The sequence below is a fragment of the Prosthecomicrobium pneumaticum genome (genome assembly GCF_014199915.1).
Classification (GTDB): domain Bacteria; phylum Pseudomonadota; class Alphaproteobacteria; order Rhizobiales; family Kaistiaceae; genus Prosthecomicrobium; species Prosthecomicrobium pneumaticum.
This window is the reverse complement of record NZ_JACHOO010000005.1, coordinates 169,065-187,001: the sequence shown is the minus strand read 5'-3', so window position 1 is coordinate 187,001 and position 17,937 is coordinate 169,065. Positions and strand designations below refer to the sequence as shown.

Sequence of the window (17,937 nt, the reverse complement as noted above, 5' to 3'; positions counted from 1 at the left end):
AATGAAGTTCTTCGTCGACACTGCGGAGATCAACGACATCGCCGAGCTGGCGGAGACCGGCCTGCTCGACGGCGTCACGACCAACCCGTCGCTCATCGCGAAGTCCGGCCGCAACTTCAAGGAAGTGATCGCCGAGATCTGCAAGATCGTCGAGGGCCCGGTTTCGGCCGAGGTCGCCGCGACGGATTACGAGGGCATGCTCGCCGAGGGCCGTGAGCTCGCGAGGATCGCCGAGAACGTGACGATCAAGGTGCCGCTCACCTGGGACGGGCTGAAGGCCTGCCGCACCTTCTCGGCCGAGGGCCGGATGGTCAATGTCACGCTCTGCTTCTCGGCCAACCAGGCGCTGCTCGCCGCGAAGGCCGGCGCGACCTTCATCTCCCCCTTCATCGGCCGGCTCGACGACATCCATCTCGACGGCATGGAGCTGATCCAGGAGATCCGGACGATCTACGACAACTACCCGGATTTCGGCACCGAGATCCTCGCCGCCTCGATCCGTTCGCCGAACCATGTCAAGCAGTCGGCGCTCGCCGGCGCCGACGTGATCACCGCGCCGCCGGCCGTCATCAAGAGCCTCGTCAAGCATCCGCTGACCGACAAGGGCCTCGAAGCCTTCGTCGCCGACTGGAAGAAGACCGGCCAGTCGATCCTCTGACACGGCCGCCTCCCGGCACGCGCAGCGGCCGACGCTGCGTCGAAAGGACGAGCGCATCGCCCGGGATCCCTTCCTCCCGCGCACCGCGACATCGCGCCCCGCTGCCGCCCCGCGGGAGAGGGGGGCGATTTCGGTCGCGTGGAAATGGCGGCCGGGGATGGGTGGGATCGGCGAACGGAAACGGATGAGTGCGCCGCTCGGTATCCCCTCTCCCGCTCGCGGGAGAGGGCAGGGTGAAGGCCTTCCTTCGGCGAAGGAAGAGCCTCCTGCCGTGCACGGCAACCGGCGCGCCGCCGCGGCGTTGGGCGGCGGGCCGAAAAATCGCCGGAAACCGTTCCTAGATTGGCGGCCGAAACTCGCTCGAAACGCTTCAGGGATGACGCCCTTGTCCGACCGCCTCCTTTCGCCCACCCGCTTTGGCGGTGCCGTCGGTGTGTTTGCCGCCGCCTGCCTCGTCCTGCTCCTCGCCGCCCTGCCCGCCGCGGCGCAGTTCACGCCGCAGCAGCAGGAGGCGCTCGGCAAGATCAACACCTATTTCGACGGCATCCGTCAGATGCAGGGCGAGTTCATCCAGTTCGGCCCGAATGGCGAGCAGTCCGAAGGGGTCTTCTTCATCGAGCGGCCGGGCAAGATCCGCTTCCACTACAAGGCGCCCGTCAAGATGGACGTCATCGCCGACGGCAGCCAGGTGGCGGTGCAGGACCGCTCGATGATGACGCAGGATCTCTACCCGCTGTCGAAGACGCCGCTGCGCTATCTGCTCTCCGACCGGATCGACCTGACCTCCGCCAACATCGTCCGCCAGGTGATCGAGGAGCCCGATCTCATCACCCTCGTGCTGGTGCAGGAATCCGCCTTCGGCGACGGCAAGCTGCGCCTGATCTTCGACGCCAAGACCTATGAGCTCAAGCAGTGGGTGGTGACCGACCCGCAGGGGCTCGACACCTCCGTCGCCATCTACAATGTCGAGACCGGCAAGAAGGCCGATCCCGAGTACTTCAAGATCGATTATTACCGGTTCCGCACCGGCACCAACAAATAGCGGGACCGCTCCCGATTCCGTGATCGGGAAACTCTTGAAAGGCCGCGGCCGCCCCCCATCTCTTTGGTCACAGCGGGTCGTTCTGACATCGGTAGTGCCCCCCGTCTCGCCGAGGACGACCCGCCGGCATCGCGACAAGCGGTGCCAAGCGCGAGAGCGCGAACGCCCAGCCTCCCCCCGGGGCTGGGCGTTTTCTTTTGTCCGCCCGCGAGATAGAAGCAGTCGCCCGTCCTCCGTCCGTTCCGCTTGCCGCATGACGCTCTCGATCGCCACCTGGAACATCAATTCCGTCCGCCTCAGGATCGACCTCGTGCGCGACTTTCTCGAGCGCTGGCGGCCCGACGTGCTGTGCCTGCAGGAGATCAAGTGCCGGGACGATCAGTTCCCGGCGGCGCCCTTGCGCGCGCTCGGCTATGTCCATCAGGTGGTGCACGGCCAGAAGGGCTATCACGGCGTCGCCATCGTCTCGAAGCGGCCCTTCGTCGAGACGAGCCGGCGCTATTTCTACGGCATCGAGGACGCCCGCCACATCGCCGTCGTCGTCGACGATCGCGGTGGCCCGGTCACCCTGCACAATTTCTACGTCCCGGCCGGCGGCGACGAGCCTGACCCTGCGATCAACCCGAAATTCGCGCACAAGCTCGGTTTCATCGCCGAGATGCGCGACTGGCTGACCGGTCCTGAGACCGACCGCCCGGCGATCCTCGTCGGCGACCTCAACATCGCGCCCTACGAGACCGACGTCTGGTCGCACAGGCAACTTCTCAACGTCGTCTCGCACACCCCGGTCGAGACGGAGGGGCTGGAGGCGATCCGCATCGCCGGCGGCTGGATCGACGCGGTGCGCCGCTTCGTGCCGATCGAGGAGAAGCTCTACACCTGGTGGAGCTACCGGGCGCAGGACTGGGCGGCCTCCGATCGCGGCCGCCGGCTCGATCACATCTGGGTGACGCCGCCGCTCGGCCCCCGGCTCGCCGGTATCGAGGTGGTGCGCGCGGCGCGCGGCTGGCAGCGTCCATCCGACCATGTGCCGGTGATCGCCACGCTGTCGGCCTGAGCGGGCCGGCCGCGCGCGCCGCCGCCGCCCTGCGCCGACCGCCTCAGCGCTCCGCGGCGAGGCGGCGGATCGCCTTTGCCTGAAGCGAGGCGGGCGCCATCTCCATCAGTTCGATCCGGTTGCCGTCCGGATCCTCGAACCAGGCCTGGCGGTTGCCGTCGAGGCCGAGCTTGACCGGGATGGTGAGACTTATTCCGGCCGCCTCGATCCGCTCGACGACCTCGTCGAGATCGTCGACGGTCAGGCAGAGATGGTTGACGCCGGTCGCGTGCGCCGGCGGTGCCGTCTCGTCGGCGCCGTTCGGGAACAGTTCGAGATATTGCGTGTCGGTGATGCGCAGATAGACGAGCATCAACCGGCCGTCGTCGTGATGCAGCCGCATCATCTCCGAAAGCCCCAGCCGGTCGCGCCAGAAGGCGAGCGACCGCTCGATGTCGCGCACCTTCAGGCCGGCATGGCCATAGCCGGTGATGCCTTGCATGGCGGGTCTCCCGATCGTTCGACGCTCATCTGCGACGTCCCCTTGTTAAACCCCGGGGAATGCTCCGGGTTCAAGGGGACGTCGCGATCGCCGCGTCGGATCGCCATGCCGCCGGGACGGCGGGTTCGTCTCAGGCGGGCGCGCGCTTGCGGTTCTGCCGGTTGGCGACGAGGTCGTCGACCACCGCCGGATCGGCGAGCGTCGAGGTGTCGCCGAGACTGCCATATTCGTCCTCGGCGATCTTCCTCAGGATCCGGCGCATGATCTTGCCGGAGCGCGTCTTCGGCAGGCCGGGCGCGAACTGGATCAGGTCGGGCGAGGCGATCGGCCCGATCTCGGCCCGCACCCAGCCGACGAGCTCCTTCTTCAGCGCGTCGGATCCCGCCTCGCCCTTCATCAGCGTGACATAGGCGTAGATGCCCTGGCCCTTGATGTCGTGCGGATAGCCGACCACCGCGGCCTCCGAGACCTTCGGGTGGGAGACGAGCGCGCTCTCGACCTCGGCCGTGCCCATGCGGTGACCCGAGACGTTGATCACGTCGTCGACCCGGCCGGTGATCCAGTAATAGCCGTCGGCGTCGCGCCGGCAGCCGTCGCCGGTGAAGTACATGTTCTTGTAGGTCGAGAAATAGGTCTGCTCGAAGCGCTCGTGATCGCCATAGACGGTGCGCATCTGGCCCGGCCAGGAATCGAGCAGGACGAGATTGCCCTCCGTCGCGCCCTCGAGAATGTTGCCCTCGCCGTCGACGATCGCCGGCTGCACGCCGAAGAAGGGGCGCGTCGCCGAGCCGGGCTTGAGATCGGTGGCGCCCGGCAGCGGCGAGATCAGGATGCCGCCGGTCTCGGTCTGCCACCAGGTGTCGACGATCGGGCAGCGCCCTTCGCCGACCACCCGCCAATACCATTCCCAGGCTTCCGGATTGATCGGCTCGCCGACCGAGCCGAGCAGCCGCAGCGAGGCGCGCGAGGTCTTCTTCACCGGCTCGTCGCCGGCCTGCATCAGTGCCCGGAGCGCCGTCGGCGCGGTGTAGAAAATGGTGATCGCGTGCTTGTCGATCACCTCCCAGCAGCGCGACACGGACGGATAGTTCGGCACGCCCTCGAACATCACCGTGGTGGCGCCGTTCGCGAGCGGGCCATAGACGATGTAGGAATGGCCGGTCACCCAGCCGACATCGGCCGTGCACCAGAAGACGTCGTCCTCCTTGAGGTCGAAGACGAGCTCATGGGTGAGCGAGGCCCAGAGGAGATAGCCGCCCGAGGTGTGCAGCACGCCCTTCGGCCGGCCGGTCGAGCCGGAGGTGTAGAGGATGAAGAGCGGGTCCTCGGCGTTCATTTCGGCCGGCGGGCAGACCTCGGAGACGGTTGCCGCCACCTCGTGATACCAGAAGTCTCGGCCGGCATGCATCGCCACCTCGGCGCCGGTGCGGCGCACGACGAGCACCTTTTCCTCGCCGATGGTCTTCGTCAAAGCGAGGTCGGTGTTGTGCTTGAGCGGCACCTTCCTGCCGCCGCGCACGCCCTCGTCGGCCGTGATGACGAGCTTCGAATGGCAGTCGGAGATGCGGCCGGCGAGGCTGTCCGGCGAGAAGCCGCCGAACACCACCGAATGGATCGCGCCGATGCGGGCGCAGGCGAGCATCGCGAAGGCCGCCTCCGGGATCATCGGCATATAGAGGGTGACGCGGTCGCCCTTCTCGACGCCGAGCGAGAGGAGCACGTTCGCGAACACCTGCACCTCGCGGTGCAGCTCGCGATAGGTGATCCTGCGGCTCTCGGAAGGATCGTCGCCCTCCCACAGGATCGCCACCTTGTCGCCGCGCGCCTCGACGTGCCGGTCGACGCAATTGGCCGAGACGTTGAGCGCACCGTCCTCGAACCATTTGATCGAGACGGCGCCCGGCGCATAGGAGGTGTTCTTCACCTTGGTGAAGGGCTTCAGCCAGTCGAGCCGCGCCGCCTGACGGCCCCAGAAGCCGTTCGGATCGGCGAGCGCTTCCTGATACATCGCCTGGTAGGCGGCATCGTCGACCCGGGCGCTTTCCGCCCAGCCGGCGGGCACGGGATGGATCTTGTCCTGCATCGGTCCGCTTCCTCCCTCGCGGCCGGCCGTCGCCGGCCTTTCGCGTTATTATGCGAAGCGGCCGGACCCCAGCAAGGCGGCAAACTTCCGACTTTGGTCGCGCCGCCCGCCCGCCGGCCTGCGCCGGATGGTCGCAACGCCCCTCGCCGCGCGGTTTTCGGCGCGGTTGCACGTGCCCGAGGGCGCCGCGCGCTAGTCCGCCACCAGGCAGACGGCCTCGATCGAGAGCGGAGTGCCGAAGGGCAGCGAGGCCACGCCATAGGCCGCCCGGGCGTGTTCGCCGCGCGACCCGAGCGCCTCGACGAGCACCTCCGAACAGCCGTCGAGCACGCGCGGATGCAGGCCGAAGCCCGGCGCCGCGTTGATCATACCGGTCACCTTCATCACCTGGCGGATCCGGTCGAGCGTGCCGAGCGTATCGACGAGCGCGGCGAGCATCAGGAGGCCGACCTCGCGGGCATGCGCCCGTGCCGTCTCGACCGTCATGTCGCCGCCGACGATGCCGGCGACCGGACCGCCATCAGCGGCGCGCGGGCCGAAGCCCGACAGGAAGGCGAAGCCGTTCGCCACCACGACCGGGCGATAGAAGCCGGCGGCGCGGGGCGGCGGCGGCAGGACGAAGCCGGCCGGAGGCATGGCGGCTCAGCCCGCCGCTGCGCGCATCGTCCGGCCGGCGGAAAGGCGCCGCTCCAGCCGGGCGATCAACTGGCCGAGCTCGGCGTGATCGTCGGGTCCGAGCTTCGGTCCGGGATGGCGGACATGCGCCGAGCCGATCGCGCCGCGGCGGCGGAGCGTCTCCTTGCGCAGCGCGATGCCGATGCCGGGCTGCGCTTCGTGGCGGAGCAGCGGCAGATAGAGATCGAAAAGGTCCTCGGCGCGCTCCGCCTCGCCCTTCGCGAACAGGGCGCAGACCTCGACGAGCATTTCGGGATAGGCGAAGCCCGTCATCGCGCCGTCGGCGCCGCGCCGCATCTCCTGCGGCAGATAGAGGCCGCCATTGCCGACCAGGATCGACAGGCGCCGGCCGGGCGCATTGCGGATCCGGCCGAGCTTCGCATGGCCGGGGCAGTCCTCGTGCTTCAGCATGACGATCGAGGGATAGGCCTCGAAGAGGCGGAGCAGGGTCGCCACCGAGATGTTGACCCCGGTCGTCAGCGGATAGTCCTGGACGACGACCGGGATGTCGCCGAGCCGGTCGAGCACGCCGGCGAAATAGCCGTGGATCTGTTCCTCGGTGCGCACCGTCGGCACGGGCGCCACCATGACGCCGGCCGCACCCTCGTCCATCGCCTCGCGCGCAAACGCGACGAGCGGGTCGGTGCCCGGCGCCGAGACGCCGACCACCACCGGCACCCGGCCGTCGACGCGCTTCAGATAGCGCCGCATCGTCGCCCGGCTCTCCTCGGAGGAAAGCTTGTGCGACTCGCCCATCATGCCGAGGATGGTGAGGCCGGAAACACCCTTCTCCAGATAGAAATCGGTGACGCGGTCGATGCTCGCCTCGTCGAGGGCGCCCGTCTCGGTGAAGGGCGTGACGGCGATGACGTAGACGCCGGAGGCGGTCTCGTCGATGCGGACGGACATGGGATTTCCTCGATTGTGCGGCCGGGCATCGCGCCGGCTTCTGGTTCGGGGCAGGGGCGCGGCCGCAGCGGCGGCCGGCCCCTCCGATCGAGTGCCTCAGGCCTCGGCGTGGATGGTGTTGGTGTCGCGCCAGGGCACGACGATCCGTTCGGCGAGCTCGATGACGGCGAAGAACACCATGCCGATCGCCGAGATCATGATGATCGCGGCGAACTGGCGGGCGATGTCGAAGCTCGCGCCGGCGACGACGATCAGATAGCCGAGACCCTGGTCGGCGCCGATGAACTCGGCGACGACCGCGCCGATCACCGACAGCACGGTGGCGAGCTTGAGCCCTGCGAAGATGTTCGGCAGGGCCTGCGGCAGGCGGAATTTCCAGAAGGTCTGCCAGCCCGAGGCTCCCATCGACTGCGCGAGATAGAGCATCTCGGCGGTCGAGGATTTGAGGCCGACCACCGCATTGATGACGATCGGGAAGAAGGAGAGCAGGATGACGATGACCACCTTCGGCGTCAGGCCATAGCCGAACCAGGCGAGCATCAGCGGCGCGATCGCGACCTTCGGAATCGTCTGGGAGGCGACGATGAGCGGATAGACGCAGCGTTCCGCGAGGCGGGAATAGGTGATCAGCACGGCGAGCGGCACGCCGATCGCGACCGCGCAGGAGAAGCCGATCAGCACCTCGGAGAGGGTGAGGCCGGCATTGATCATCAGCCGCGGCCAGGTGGCGGCGAACACCTCGGCGATGCGGGACGGCGCCGGCAGGATGAAGACCGGCGTCTTCGTCACCCGGACGGCGATCTCCCAGAAGATCACCAGCGCAATGAGCGTCCAGATCGCCGGCGACACCGCCGACAGGAAGCGGAGCGGCGATTTGGGGCGGGCGTCGGCGCCCGCTTCGGTGATCGCGGCCATGGTCAGACCTCCTCCTCGCGCAGCACGCCGAGTCCGCGGAAGATGTCGGTCAGCTCGCGCGTGTAGTGGGTGAACTTGGTGTCCTCCCGCATCGCCAGGCGGCGCGGGCGCGGCAGGTCGATCTCGAGGATCCGCTCGATGCGACCCGGCCGCGGCGACATCACCACCACCCGGTCCGAGAGGAACACCGCCTCGGTGATCGAGTGGGTGATGAAGAAGACGGTCATCTCGTTGTCGGCGCAGAGCCGCATCAGGTCGAGCTGCAGCTGGTCGCGGGTCATCGCGTCGAGCGCGCCGAAGGGCTCGTCCATCAGAAGGAGCGGCGGCTTGTGGAGGAGGGCGCGGCAGATCGAGACGCGCTGGCGCATGCCGCCGGAGAGCTCCTTCGGATAGGCGTCCTCGAAGCCCTCGAGCGACACCATCTTGAGGAGCTGGCGGGCCCGCTCGCGGGCCGCCTCGAGGTCCGTCTTGCGGATCTCCGCCTGCATCATGACGTTCTGCAGGGCGCTCCGCCAGCCGAGCAGCACGTCCTGCTGGAAGACGATGCCGACATCGGCGTTCGGCCGGTCGATCGTCTTGTCGCCGACGGTGATCGTGCCGCGGCTCGCCGGCACGAGGCCGGAGACGAGCATCATCAGCGTGCTCTTGCCGCAGCCCGACGGCCCGAGCACCGAGACGAACTCGCCGCGGCGGATGTCGAGATGGATGTCCTTGAGGGCGTGCACCTCGCCCGTGCGGCTCCTGAACGTCTTCGAGACGCCGGCGATCGCGATGTGTGCCGGGTCCGGGACGGCGGTCGCTGGAGATGGGACGGCGTTGGCCATGGACATGTCGTTCACCCTCGTTCCCTCGGCCTCGGCCGAATCGTCTTCTTGTCGCGGCCGTGCCGCGCTTCCGGGCGCCGGCTCAGATCGACCGGATCGCCCCGCCATCGACCCGGATGACCGAGCCGGTGACGTAGCTGGCGCCGCGCCCCGCGAGGAAGGCCGCGACGGCGCCGAACTCCTCGACGGTGCCGTAGCGGCCGGCCGGAATGCCGGCGGCGGATTCTTTCGCCACCTCGGCTTCCGACCGGCCGGAGCGGACGGCAGCCGCAGCGTCGAGCGTGCGGGTGCGGTCGGTGGCGATGCGGCCGGGGGCGAGCACGTTGACGGTCACGCCGTCCTTCGCCACCTCGCCGGCGAGCGTCTTCATGAAGCCGACCAGCGCGCTGCGCAGGCTGTTCGAGATCGGCAGGTGCGGGATCGGCTGGACGACCCCGCTCGAGGCGATGGTGAGGATGCGGCCGAAGCGGCGCGCCCGCATTCCGGGCAGGAGCGCCAGCGTGAGCGCGATCAGCGGCTCGACCATCCTGCCGAACTGCGCCTGCATCTCCGCCGGCGAGACGCCGCTCGGCAGGCCGGTCGGCGGGCCGCCGCTGTTGTTGACGAGAATGTCGATCTCACCCACCTCCTGTCGCGCCGCGGCGGCGATCGTCTCGCCCGCCCCCGGCGCGCCGAGATCGGCGACGACGAGCCGGCAGCGCGGCCGCAGCGCCTCGGCGAGGCCGGCGCGGGCCGCCGACAATCCTTCGAGCGAGCGCGAGGCGATCGCCACCTCTGCGCCTTCCTCCAGCAAGGCGCGCGCCACGCCGAGGCCGAGCCCCTGGCTGCCGCCGAGCACCAGCGCCGTCCTGCCGGCGAGACCGAGATCCATGATCGTCTTCCGAGGCTGATGGAGCGGGCGCCGTGGCTCGCGCGGCGCCCTTCGTTTGCGCTTGCCGGTCAGGGCGTCGGCAGGTAGGCGCCGGTATAGATCATCTCGGGCTTCACGAAGCCCTTCGGCATGCCGCTGTATTTCTCCAGAAGAGAAATGGTCTGGGAGAGATCCTCGGCATCGACATAGCCGAACGGCTTGTCGATCGTCCGCGCCGTCTTGCGGTATTTCTCCATCACCTTGATCTCGCCGGCGATCGCTTCGGCGTTGAAGTCCGGCCGATACTGCATGAAGTATTTGAGCGCCTCGGCCGGGTCGGCGAGCACGTCGTCATGCGCCTTGGTGAGCGCCTTCAGGAAGCCGCGGACCACCGCCTCGTGGCCGGCGAGATAATCCTTCCGCACGATGACGCTCGAGCCGAGGATGTTGACGCCGTGGTCGGCGAAGAGGATCGGCTCCTCGATCGGCGCGTGGGCGGCGATGTGGTCGCCGTCCGGATTGGCCCAGCCATTGATGAAATCGGCATCGCCCTTCAGGAGCGCCTGCTGATAGGCGTCGGTGACGATGATCTTCACCGTGTTCATGTCGATGCCGTTCGCTTCGGCGAAAGCGGTGATCATGCCGTCGGAGAGATTGCCCGCCTCGGTCGCGAAGCGCTTGCCCTCGATGTCCTTCGGCTTGGTGATGCCGGAGCCCTTCAGCGCGATGATCGACGACGGGTCCTTCTGGACGAGGCCGGCGACCGCCGTGATGATGTCGAAGCCGGCGGTCGCCGAGGCCTGGGCGAGTGCGCCGAGGCCGGCAATGCCGATGTTGAACGAGCCGTTGCCGACCGCCTGGATGGTGCCGGTGCTGCCGTCACCGTCGACGATCGTCACGTCGAGGCCCTCGGCGGCGAAATAGCCCTTGCCGGCCGCGACGAAGATCGGCGCATCGATGCCGCCGGCGGTGAAAGCGAGCCGCACGCTGACCTTCTCGGCCTCGGCCGCCATGGTCGGCGCGGCGAGCGCTGCGGCGACGGCGAGGCCGAAGAGCGGCGCGGCGACACTCCTGAAAACGCGATTCATCTGTTCCCTCATGCCCAGTTCCCTTCTGGAATTCAGATGGTATGCCAAGGGAATATCACTGTCAATGAAATGCCGCTTTGCTGCGCACCGGCATACTGTGCCTAAGTCATGAGCGATCTGGCGCGGTTTCGAGCGGGATTGCGTGCAAAACGAGGATTCGGCCGTACGTCTTGCAGGGATGGGGCCGCCTGCGCAGGCGCCCATCGCGCCGGCGGCAGCCGGATGCGGAAACCGAAACAGAGCGACGGGACGCGCGAGCGATCGCGCCGGCTACGCGATGCGAGCGCGGCGCTTCGCTGGAACGGGCAGGAGGGGAGAGGCCGGATCAGCCCTCGATCGGCTCGCCCCGGCCCGTCTCGGCCGAGCGCAGCAGCGCGTCGATCAGGCGGTGCACGGCGAGCGCGGTGCGGCCGGAGACGCGCGGCGGCCGACCCGTCTCGACCGCGTCGAGGAAATCGGCGAGCACGGCCCTGTGGTGCTGGTGTGGGAAGGCCATCGGGTCGGCGCCGGCGCCGCCGCCCGGGCCGCCATCCTCGATCTGCACGGTGCTGCCGTCGTGGAAGGCCGCGACGAGGCTCGCCCCCTCGATCCGGGCGGTGCCCTGCGTGCCGATCAGTTCGATCGCGTCCGGTGCGCCGGGATAGGCGCAGGTCGTCGCGGCGACCGTGCCGAGCGCGCCATTGCCGAAGCGCACAGCGCCGGCGACGAGATCCTCGGTCTCCATCTGATGGACCGGCGTCGTCGTCGCATAGGCGATCGCCTCGACCGGCGGGCCGGCGAGGGCGATCAGCAGGTCGAGCGTGTGGATGCCCTGGGTCAGCAGGACGCCGCCGCCGTCGCGGGCCCGGGTGCCGCGGCCGGGTTCGTCGTAATAGCTCTGCGGCCGCCAGTTGGAGAGCCGGGCCGAGGCGGAGACGAGCGTGCCGAGCCGTCCTTCGGCGACGATCGCGCCGAGCGCCTCCGCGACCGGGCGGAAGCGGTGCTGCAGGCAGATGGCGAGGGTGATGCCGGCGGCCTCCGCGGTCTCGACCATCGTCAGGGCGCGGGCGGTCGTCGTCTCGAGCGGCTTTTCGAGCAGCACGTGCTTGCCGGCCGCGGCCGCCGCCGCGACCAGTTCGCCATGGCTGCTGGGCGGGGTGAGGACGAGGAGGGCGGCGATACGCGGATCGCCGAGCACCGCGTCGAGCGAGGTGGCGAGCGGCAGGGGGAAGCGTGCGGCGAAGGCGGCACGCCGCGCCGCGGACGGACTGTAGGCCGCGACGACCTCGGCGCGGTCGGAAAGATCGGCGAGGCTCAGCGCGTGCGGTGTCGAGGCCATGCCGAGCCCGACGACGCCGATACCGATGCGTGCCATCGCCGGCTCCTTCAGCCTGCCGCGGCAGCGATCGCCGCCGCGGCGTCCTCGGTCCGCAGGATCGTGAGATGCTGCGCGGTGAGCGCGGTGAGCGGGTCGCGCGTCGGGCCGAGCACCGCATCGAAACCCGCCGCGGCGAAGACCGCGGCGACCGCCGCCTCGGCGGGCGGATCGCCGGCGAGGATCGCGTCGAGCGGGGCATCGAGCGGATCGGTGAAATGCCCGGCCGGCAGGCTGCGGCCGCGGGCGGCACAGGCGGCGATCCAGGCGGCGACGGCGAGCGTCAGATGGCGCGCCGGCCGGCCCGCCTCGACGGCGGCGCGGGCCGAGGCGAGCACGCGCTGCGGCAGTTTCTGGCTGCCGTCATTGGCGATCTGGGCGGTGCGATGGACGAGCGCCGGGTTGGAGAAGCGCTCGGCGAGTGCGCCGACATAGGCCTGCGGATCGAGCCCGGCGTCCGCCGGCAGGCTCGGAATCGCCTCGTCCCACAGCCCGTCGACGAAACGGCGGATCGCCGGGTCGCCGAAGGCCGCGGAGACGCTCGCCCGACCGGCGAGCAGGCCGAGATAGGAGAGGCCCGAATGGGCGCCGTTGAGGAGCCTGAGCTTCATCTCCTCGTAAGGCCGGACATCGGCGACCATGGTGACGCCGAAGTGTTCCCAGGCCGGCCGGCCGAGCGTGAACCGGTCCTCGACCACCCATTGCCGGAACGGCTCGGCCTTGACCGGCCAGGCGTCGTCGAGGCCGAGCGACGCGGCGATGCGGGCGCGATCCTCGTCGGTGGTCGCCGGCACGATCCGGTCGACCATGGTGGAGGGGAAGGCGACCGTCTCGGCGAGTGCCGCGGCGAGGACGGAATCGCGCGCCTTCGCGAATTGCAGCACGAGCCGCCGCACCGTTTCGCCATTCGAGGGGAGATTGTCGCAGCAGAGCACGGTGAAGGGCGGCACGCCGGCCGCGCGCCGCGCCGCGAGGGCGCCGACGAGGAAGCCGTGCACGGTGCGCGGCGCTTCCGGATGAGCGAGATCCCAGGCGATGTCGGCATGGCCGAGATCGAGATCGCCGCCCGCACCGCGCAGATACGCCTTCTCGGTGACGGTCAGGGTGACGATGCGGGTCGCCGGATCGGCAAGGCGACCAAGCAGGGCGGCCGGATCCTCCGGCGCGACGAGCAGCGCGCCGATCGACCCGATGACGCGCAGCGCCTCGCCCGAGGCGTCCTGCACGGCGAGGGTATAGAGCCCGTCCTGCGGGGCCAGTGCGTCGCGCGTCGCCGGGCTGCGCAGCGACACGGCGGTGATGCCCCAGCCCGTCTCGCCGGCGGCGAGGCATTCGTCGACATAGACCGCCTGATGCGCGCGGTGGAAGGCGCCGACGCCGAGATGGACGATGCCGGCCGTCACCGCACTCCGGTCATAGGCCGGGCGAACGGCCTTCGCCGCGCCGAGCGTGGCGTTCGAAAGCCCGGTCCGACCGCTCATGGCCGCATCCTCCCTTGCCGCCCTCGCCCGCGGCCCCTCCTCCCTACACCGGGTGGACGCCGCGTGCAAACCAGTCATCATACAAGCTAGACGAAGTTGTCTGTTGACAGGCCCGAGCCTTCGCCTCACCCTCGGGTTGCCATGGAGGAGTGGCACAGCGTGACCGCACTCGTCGACCGCGACGTTCTGTTTCCGGCCGAGCCCGCCATGCGCGGCCTCGCCCGCGCGCTCTACGGCGCGGTCGCGCATATGCCGATCGTCAGCCCGCACGGCCACACCGATCCGCGCTGGTATGCGCTGAACGAGCCGTTTCCCGATCCGGCGCAACTTCTGATCGTGCCGGACCACTATATCTTCCGGATGCTGTTCAGTCAGGGCGTGCCGCTCGAGGCGCTCGGCGTGCCGCGCCGCGACGGCGCGCCGGTCGAGACCGACGGGCGGGCGATCTGGCGGCTCTTCGCGCGGCACTACCGGCTCTTCCGCGGCACGCCGACCCGGCTGTGGATGGATTATGTGCTCGGCACGCTCTTCGGCGTCGCGGCGCCGCTCTCCCCGGAGACCGCCGATGCCGCCTACGACACCGTCGCGGAACGCCTCGCCGAACCGGAGTTCAGACCGCGCGCGCTCTTCGAGCGCTTCAACATCGAGGTGATCGCGACAACGGAAGGGGCGCTCGACGATCTCCGCTGGCACCGGATGATCCGCGAGAGCGGCTGGACCGGACGGGTCGTCACCGCCTACCGGCCGGACGCGGTGGTCGATCCCGATTTCGAGGGGTTTGCCGGCAATCTCGACCGGCTCGGCGAACTGACCGGTTGCGATACCGGCCTCTGGCAGGGCTATCTCGACGCCCACCGCGCCCGCCGGGCGTTCTTCAGGAGCTTCGGCGCCACCTCCTCGGACCACGGCCATCCCACCGCCGCGACCGAGAACCTCGCCGGGGACGAGGCGGCGGCGCTGTTCGACAGGGTCCGCACGGGTCGCGCGGATGCAGGGGAGCGGGCGCGCTTCCGCGCCCAGATGCTGACCGAGATGGCGAAAATGAGCCTCGATGACGGGCTCGTCCTGCAGATCCATCCCGGGTCCTGGCGGAACCATTCGCCGGCGATGCTCGCCCGGTTCGGCCGCGACAAGGGGTTCGACATCCCGACCCGCACGGATTACGTCGCCGCGCTGAAGCCGCTGCTCGACGCGGTCGGGCTCGAGCCGACGCTCGGCGTCATCCTCTTCACGCTCGACGAGAGCAGCTATGCCCGTGAGTTGGCGCCGCTCGCCGGGGTCTATCCGGCGCTGAAGCTCGGCCCGGCCTGGTGGTTCCACGACAGCGCCGAGGGCATGCGCCGCTTCCGCGAGATGACGACGGAGACCGCCGGCTTCTACAACACGGTCGGCTTCAATGACGACACCCGCGCCTTTCCGTCCATTCCCGCCCGGCACGACATCGCCCGGCGGGTCGACTGCGCCTTTCTCGCGCGCCTCGTCGCGGAACACCGCCTCAGGGAGGACGAGGCTCACGAGCTGGCGCATGAGCTCGCCTATACGCTGGCGAAGGAGGCGTATCGGCTCTGAGGGGCGACAAGCCCGTGTGCAAATGGGGAGGAGAGACCATGTTGCCGTTCACCAAACGGGCCGCCGCGACCGCGCTGGCCCTGTTGCTCGCCGCTGGCACCGCCGGCGCGCAGACCGTTCTGCGGTCGTCGGACACCCATCCCGACGGCTATCCGACCGTCGAGGCGGTCAAGTATTTCGGTGAGCTCGTCAAGGAGCGGACCGAGGGACGCTATACGGTGGAGGTCTACCACTCCGCCCAGCTCGGCCAGGAGGCCGATACGATCGAGCAGGTGCGCACCGGGGTGATCGACCTCAACCGCACCTCGCTCGGCCCGTGGAACGGGCTGATCCCGGCGACCACGGTGCCGTCGCTGCCCTACATCTTCCGCTCGGTCGAGCACGCCCGCACGGTGATGAACGGCCCGATCGGCGACGAGATCCTCGCCGCCTTCGAGCCGCACGGCGTCGTCGGTCTCGCCTTCTATGACGGTGGCGCCCGTTCCTTCTACAACACGAAGAAGCCGATCGCCGCGGCCGCCGACCTCGAGGGCATGAAGTTCCGCGTCATGCAGTCGGACATCTTCGTCGACATGGTCGCCGCGCTCGGCGCCTCGGCGACGCCGATGCCCTATGGCGAGGTCTATTCCGGCCTCGAGACCGGCGTGATCGACGGCGCGGAGAACAATTTCCCGAGCTACGACACGGCGAAGCACGCCGAGGTCGCGAAATATTACGCGCTCGACGAACATCTGATCGTGCCTGAAGTGCTCGTCATGTCGAAGCTCTCCTTCGACCGCCTGTCGCCGGAGGATCAGGCGGTCGTCCGCCAGGCCGCGAAGGACAGCGTCGCCAGGCAGTGGGAGCTGTGGGACGCCCAGGTCGCCAAGTCGCGCGCCGCGGTCGAGGCATCCGGCTCGACGATCACCACCCCCGACAAGGCCGCCTTCATCGCCGCGATGGAGCCGGTCTATGCCAAGCACGTCACCGACCCGGCGCTGAAGGCCTTGGTCGAGCGGATCCGCGCCGTCGAATAGCGGCCGCTCTCCGAGGATGGCGGCGCCCGCGCCGCCATCCGCCTGCGATCCCGCGTCCGCCGACCGTTCGAGGAGCGTCGAACTTGCCGAAGACATCCGATGCCGGATCCCCGCCGGCGCGCGCCCCTGCGGTCCGTGCGCTCGGGACCCTCTGCGACGCGGCTCTCCATCTCGCCGGGGTCGGCCTCGTTGCGATGACGGCGATCGTGTTCTGGCAGGTGTTCTGCCGCTACGTGCTCAACTGGTCGAACAGCTGGACCGAGATCACCGCGGTGATCACCATGAGCTGGTTCATCTTCCTCGGCGCGGCGGTCGGGGTGCGCGAGAACTATCATCTCGGCTTCGACGTGCTGCTCTATGCGCTGCCGCCGGGCGCCAAGAAATATCTGCGCGCCGTGTCGGACCTCGTCGTGCTCGCCTTCGCGGTCGGCATGGTCGTCTACGGCATCCAGCTCGTCCGGCTGCAATGGGCGGCGCGGCTGCCGGCGCTCGGCGTGCCGGAGGGCATCCGCTACCTGCCGCTCGTCGGCGGCGGCGCGCTGATCGCGCTGTTCGCGCTCGAGCGGCTGGTGCTGCGCTTCTCCGGCGTCGATGTCGATGCCGAACCCGAGGCCGGCGCGACCGAACGCGAACAGGCGGGAGGGGCCTGACATGGCGGCCTGGATCCTCTTCGGCAGCTTCACGCTCCTGATGCTGATCGGCACGCCGATCGCCTTCTGTCTCGGCGTCGCGAGCTTCGCCACCGTGCTCTATATGGGCCTGCCGCCGCTCGTCGTGTTCCAGCAGATCAATTCGGGGATGAGCGTCTTCACCCTGCTCGCCGTGCCCTTTTTCATCTATGCCGGCGACCTGATGGTGCGCGGCGGCATCGCGCAGCGGATCGTCGCTTTCGCGGGCGCGCTCGTCGGCCATCTGCGCGGCGGGCTCGGCCAGGTCAACATCGCTGCGTCGACCCTGTTCGGCGGCATCTCCGGTTCGGCGGTGGCGGAAGCGGCGGCCGTCGGCGGGCTGATGATCCCGCAGATGAAGGCGCGCGGCTATGGCGCCGACTACGCCGTCAACGTCACCTCGATGGCGGCGCTGATCGCGCTGCTGCTGCCGCCCTCGCACAACATGATCATCTATTCGATCTCGGCGGGGGGTAAGATCTCGATCGCCGATCTCTTCACCGCCGGCATCGTGCCGGGCCTTCTGTTCGCCGCGGCGCTGATGGTGACCGCCTATGTCGTCGCGCGGCGGCGGGGCTATCCGACGGGCGTCTTCCCCGGCTTCGCCCGCGTGGGGGGCCATCTGCTCGCGGCACTGCCGGGCCTTCTGCTGATCGCCATCATCTTCGGCGGCGTCCGCTCCGGCGTCTTCACCGCGACCGAAAGCTCCTGCATCGCGGTGTTCTATGCGCTCCTCGTCACACTCTTCGTCTACCGCTCGCTCGGCTGGAAGAGCTTCGTCGCGGCGACGCTCGGCGCGGTGCGCACCACGGCGATGGTGCTCCTGATCATCGGCTGCGCGGCCGCCTTCTCCTGGCTGATGGCCTATATGCGGGTGCCGGCGCAGCTCGTCGACTGGCTGAACGGCGTCTCGCAGAACCCGCTCGTGATCCTCCTCCTGCTCAACGTGCTGATGCTCGTGCTCGGTACCTTCATGGACATGGGACCGATGATCATCATCACGACGCCGATCTTCCTGCCGGTGGTCACTGCCTACGGCATCGATCCGGTGCATTTCGGGGTGATCATGATCCTCAATCTCGGCATCGGCCTCAACACGCCGCCGGTCGGCGCCGTGCAGTTCGTCGCCTGCGCGGTCGGACGGATCACCGTCTGGCAGGCGATGCGTTCGATCTGGCCGTTCTACTGCGCCGGGCTCGTCGTGCTCGGGCTCGTCACCTATGTGCCGGCGCTCTCGCTGTGGCTGCCCGGCGTGTTCCGCTAGGAG

Annotated in this window: 17 protein-coding genes; 7 read left to right on the top strand and 10 right to left on the bottom strand. The window is 69.1% G+C overall.

The genetic code is table 11. The features are described from left to right. Position 1 precedes the first annotated feature (1 nt). The 3 genes from fsa to GGQ63_RS13115 all read left to right on the top strand — a co-directional run bounded on the left by fsa (position 2) and on the right by GGQ63_RS13115 (position 2,757). Positions 2 to 658 carry a fructose-6-phosphate aldolase gene (fsa, locus tag GGQ63_RS13125; protein ID WP_183856553.1) on the top strand — a complete coding sequence of 219 codons (657 nt, stop codon included), beginning with the start codon at positions 2 to 4 and terminating at the stop codon, positions 656 to 658. 376 nt (positions 659 to 1,034) lie between these two features. Continuing rightward, a complete protein-coding gene (locus GGQ63_RS13120; RefSeq protein ID WP_183856551.1) occupies positions 1,035 to 1,700 on the top strand; it encodes an outer-membrane lipoprotein carrier protein LolA in 666 nt (221 codons plus the stop codon). A 253-nt stretch (positions 1,701 to 1,953) separates the two neighbouring features. Beyond that, entirely contained in the window at positions 1,954 to 2,757 is an 804-nt protein-coding gene (locus GGQ63_RS13115) for an exodeoxyribonuclease III (RefSeq protein ID WP_183856548.1), read from the top strand. A gap of 43 nt (positions 2,758 to 2,800) precedes the next feature. Here GGQ63_RS13115 and GGQ63_RS13110 read toward each other — a convergent pair whose 3' ends face one another. From GGQ63_RS13110 to GGQ63_RS13065, 10 genes are all read right to left on the bottom strand, one after another. Further along, the gene (locus tag GGQ63_RS13110) at positions 2,801 to 3,238 is read right to left on the bottom strand and encodes a VOC family protein (protein WP_183856546.1); all 438 of its coding nucleotides are present in this window, start codon (positions 3,236 to 3,238) and stop codon (positions 2,801 to 2,803) included. A gap of 130 nt (positions 3,239 to 3,368) precedes the next feature. Continuing rightward, positions 3,369 to 5,321, bottom strand: coding sequence for an acetate--CoA ligase (acs, locus tag GGQ63_RS13105; protein WP_183856544.1), 1,953 nt, complete (start codon positions 5,319 to 5,321; stop codon positions 3,369 to 3,371). A 192-nt stretch (positions 5,322 to 5,513) separates the two neighbouring features. Continuing rightward, positions 5,514 to 5,957 carry a RidA family protein gene (locus GGQ63_RS13100; RefSeq protein WP_183856542.1) on the bottom strand — a complete coding sequence of 148 codons (444 nt, stop codon included), beginning with the start codon at positions 5,955 to 5,957 and terminating at the stop codon, positions 5,514 to 5,516. 6 nt (positions 5,958 to 5,963) lie between these two features. Beyond that, positions 5,964 to 6,905: a dihydrodipicolinate synthase family protein gene (locus GGQ63_RS13095; protein WP_183856540.1), complete on the bottom strand. Its 942-nt coding sequence runs from the start codon at positions 6,903 to 6,905 to the stop codon at positions 5,964 to 5,966. 96 nt (positions 6,906 to 7,001) lie between these two features. After that, a complete protein-coding gene (locus tag GGQ63_RS13090; protein ID WP_183856538.1) occupies positions 7,002 to 7,820 on the bottom strand; it encodes an ABC transporter permease in 819 nt (272 codons plus the stop codon). A gap of 2 nt (positions 7,821 to 7,822) precedes the next feature. Continuing rightward, entirely contained in the window at positions 7,823 to 8,644 is an 822-nt protein-coding gene (locus GGQ63_RS13085; protein WP_183856536.1) for an ABC transporter ATP-binding protein, read from the bottom strand. 82 nt (positions 8,645 to 8,726) lie between these two features. Beyond that, on the bottom strand, positions 8,727 to 9,515 hold the full coding sequence (locus GGQ63_RS13080; RefSeq protein ID WP_183856534.1) for an SDR family oxidoreductase: 789 nt from the start codon (positions 9,513 to 9,515) through the stop codon (positions 8,727 to 8,729). Between the two features lie 68 nt (positions 9,516 to 9,583). After that, positions 9,584 to 10,594, bottom strand: coding sequence for an ABC transporter substrate-binding protein (locus GGQ63_RS13075; RefSeq protein WP_183856532.1), 1,011 nt, complete (start codon positions 10,592 to 10,594; stop codon positions 9,584 to 9,586). A 313-nt stretch (positions 10,595 to 10,907) separates the two neighbouring features. After that, complete coding sequence (locus GGQ63_RS13070; protein ID WP_183856530.1) at positions 10,908 to 11,936, bottom strand: Gfo/Idh/MocA family protein; 1,029 nt, start codon at positions 11,934 to 11,936, stop codon at positions 10,908 to 10,910. Between the two features lie 11 nt (positions 11,937 to 11,947). Next, complete coding sequence (locus GGQ63_RS13065) at positions 11,948 to 13,417, bottom strand: mannitol dehydrogenase family protein (RefSeq protein WP_183856528.1); 1,470 nt, start codon at positions 13,415 to 13,417, stop codon at positions 11,948 to 11,950. Positions 13,418 to 13,576: 159 nt separating this feature from the next. Between GGQ63_RS13065 and uxaC the strand changes: the two genes are divergently transcribed. From uxaC to GGQ63_RS13045, 4 genes are all read left to right on the top strand, one after another. Next, the gene (gene uxaC, locus GGQ63_RS13060) at positions 13,577 to 14,986 is read left to right on the top strand and encodes a glucuronate isomerase (RefSeq protein WP_183856526.1); all 1,410 of its coding nucleotides are present in this window, start codon (positions 13,577 to 13,579) and stop codon (positions 14,984 to 14,986) included. A 38-nt stretch (positions 14,987 to 15,024) separates the two neighbouring features. After that, positions 15,025 to 16,002: a TRAP transporter substrate-binding protein gene (locus GGQ63_RS13055; protein WP_183856524.1), complete on the top strand. Its 978-nt coding sequence runs from the start codon at positions 15,025 to 15,027 to the stop codon at positions 16,000 to 16,002. 83 nt (positions 16,003 to 16,085) lie between these two features. Next, positions 16,086 to 16,652: a TRAP transporter small permease gene (locus GGQ63_RS13050; protein ID WP_246429773.1), complete on the top strand. Its 567-nt coding sequence runs from the start codon at positions 16,086 to 16,088 to the stop codon at positions 16,650 to 16,652. 1 nt (position 16,653) lies between these two features. Continuing rightward, on the top strand, positions 16,654 to 17,934 hold the full coding sequence (locus tag GGQ63_RS13045; protein ID WP_183856522.1) for a TRAP transporter large permease: 1,281 nt from the start codon (positions 16,654 to 16,656) through the stop codon (positions 17,932 to 17,934). Positions 17,935 to 17,937 lie beyond the last annotated feature (3 nt).

What these genes read in the sequence shown, in the direction of transcription:
- acs (WP_183856544.1), bottom strand. Translation starts at nt 5,321, where the DNA reads ATGCAGGACAAGATCCATCCCGTGCCCGCCGGCTGGGCGGAAAGCGCC.
- GGQ63_RS13110 (WP_183856546.1), bottom strand. Translation starts at nt 3,238, where the DNA reads ATGCAAGGCATCACCGGCTATGGCCATGCCGGCCTGAAGGTGCGCGAC.
- GGQ63_RS13100 (WP_183856542.1), bottom strand. Translation starts at nt 5,957, where the DNA reads ATGCCTCCGGCCGGCTTCGTCCTGCCGCCGCCGCCCCGCGCCGCCGGC.
- GGQ63_RS13070 (WP_183856530.1), bottom strand. Translation starts at nt 11,936, where the DNA reads ATGGCACGCATCGGTATCGGCGTCGTCGGGCTCGGCATGGCCTCGACA.
- GGQ63_RS13065 (WP_183856528.1), bottom strand. Translation starts at nt 13,417, where the DNA reads ATGAGCGGTCGGACCGGGCTTTCGAACGCCACGCTCGGCGCGGCGAAG.
- GGQ63_RS13085 (WP_183856536.1), bottom strand. Translation starts at nt 8,644, where the DNA reads ATGGCCAACGCCGTCCCATCTCCAGCGACCGCCGTCCCGGACCCGGCA.
- GGQ63_RS13075 (WP_183856532.1), bottom strand. Translation starts at nt 10,594, where the DNA reads ATGAGGGAACAGATGAATCGCGTTTTCAGGAGTGTCGCCGCGCCGCTC.
- GGQ63_RS13080 (WP_183856534.1), bottom strand. Translation starts at nt 9,515, where the DNA reads ATGGATCTCGGTCTCGCCGGCAGGACGGCGCTGGTGCTCGGCGGCAGC.
- GGQ63_RS13095 (WP_183856540.1), bottom strand. Translation starts at nt 6,905, where the DNA reads ATGTCCGTCCGCATCGACGAGACCGCCTCCGGCGTCTACGTCATCGCC.
- GGQ63_RS13115 (WP_183856548.1), top strand. Translation starts at nt 1,954, where the DNA reads ATGACGCTCTCGATCGCCACCTGGAACATCAATTCCGTCCGCCTCAGG.
- fsa (WP_183856553.1), top strand. Translation starts at nt 2, where the DNA reads ATGAAGTTCTTCGTCGACACTGCGGAGATCAACGACATCGCCGAGCTG.
- GGQ63_RS13120 (WP_183856551.1), top strand. Translation starts at nt 1,035, where the DNA reads ATGACGCCCTTGTCCGACCGCCTCCTTTCGCCCACCCGCTTTGGCGGT.
- GGQ63_RS13045 (WP_183856522.1), top strand. Translation starts at nt 16,654, where the DNA reads ATGGCGGCCTGGATCCTCTTCGGCAGCTTCACGCTCCTGATGCTGATC.
- GGQ63_RS13090 (WP_183856538.1), bottom strand. Translation starts at nt 7,820, where the DNA reads ATGGCCGCGATCACCGAAGCGGGCGCCGACGCCCGCCCCAAATCGCCG.
- GGQ63_RS13055 (WP_183856524.1), top strand. Translation starts at nt 15,025, where the DNA reads ATGTTGCCGTTCACCAAACGGGCCGCCGCGACCGCGCTGGCCCTGTTG.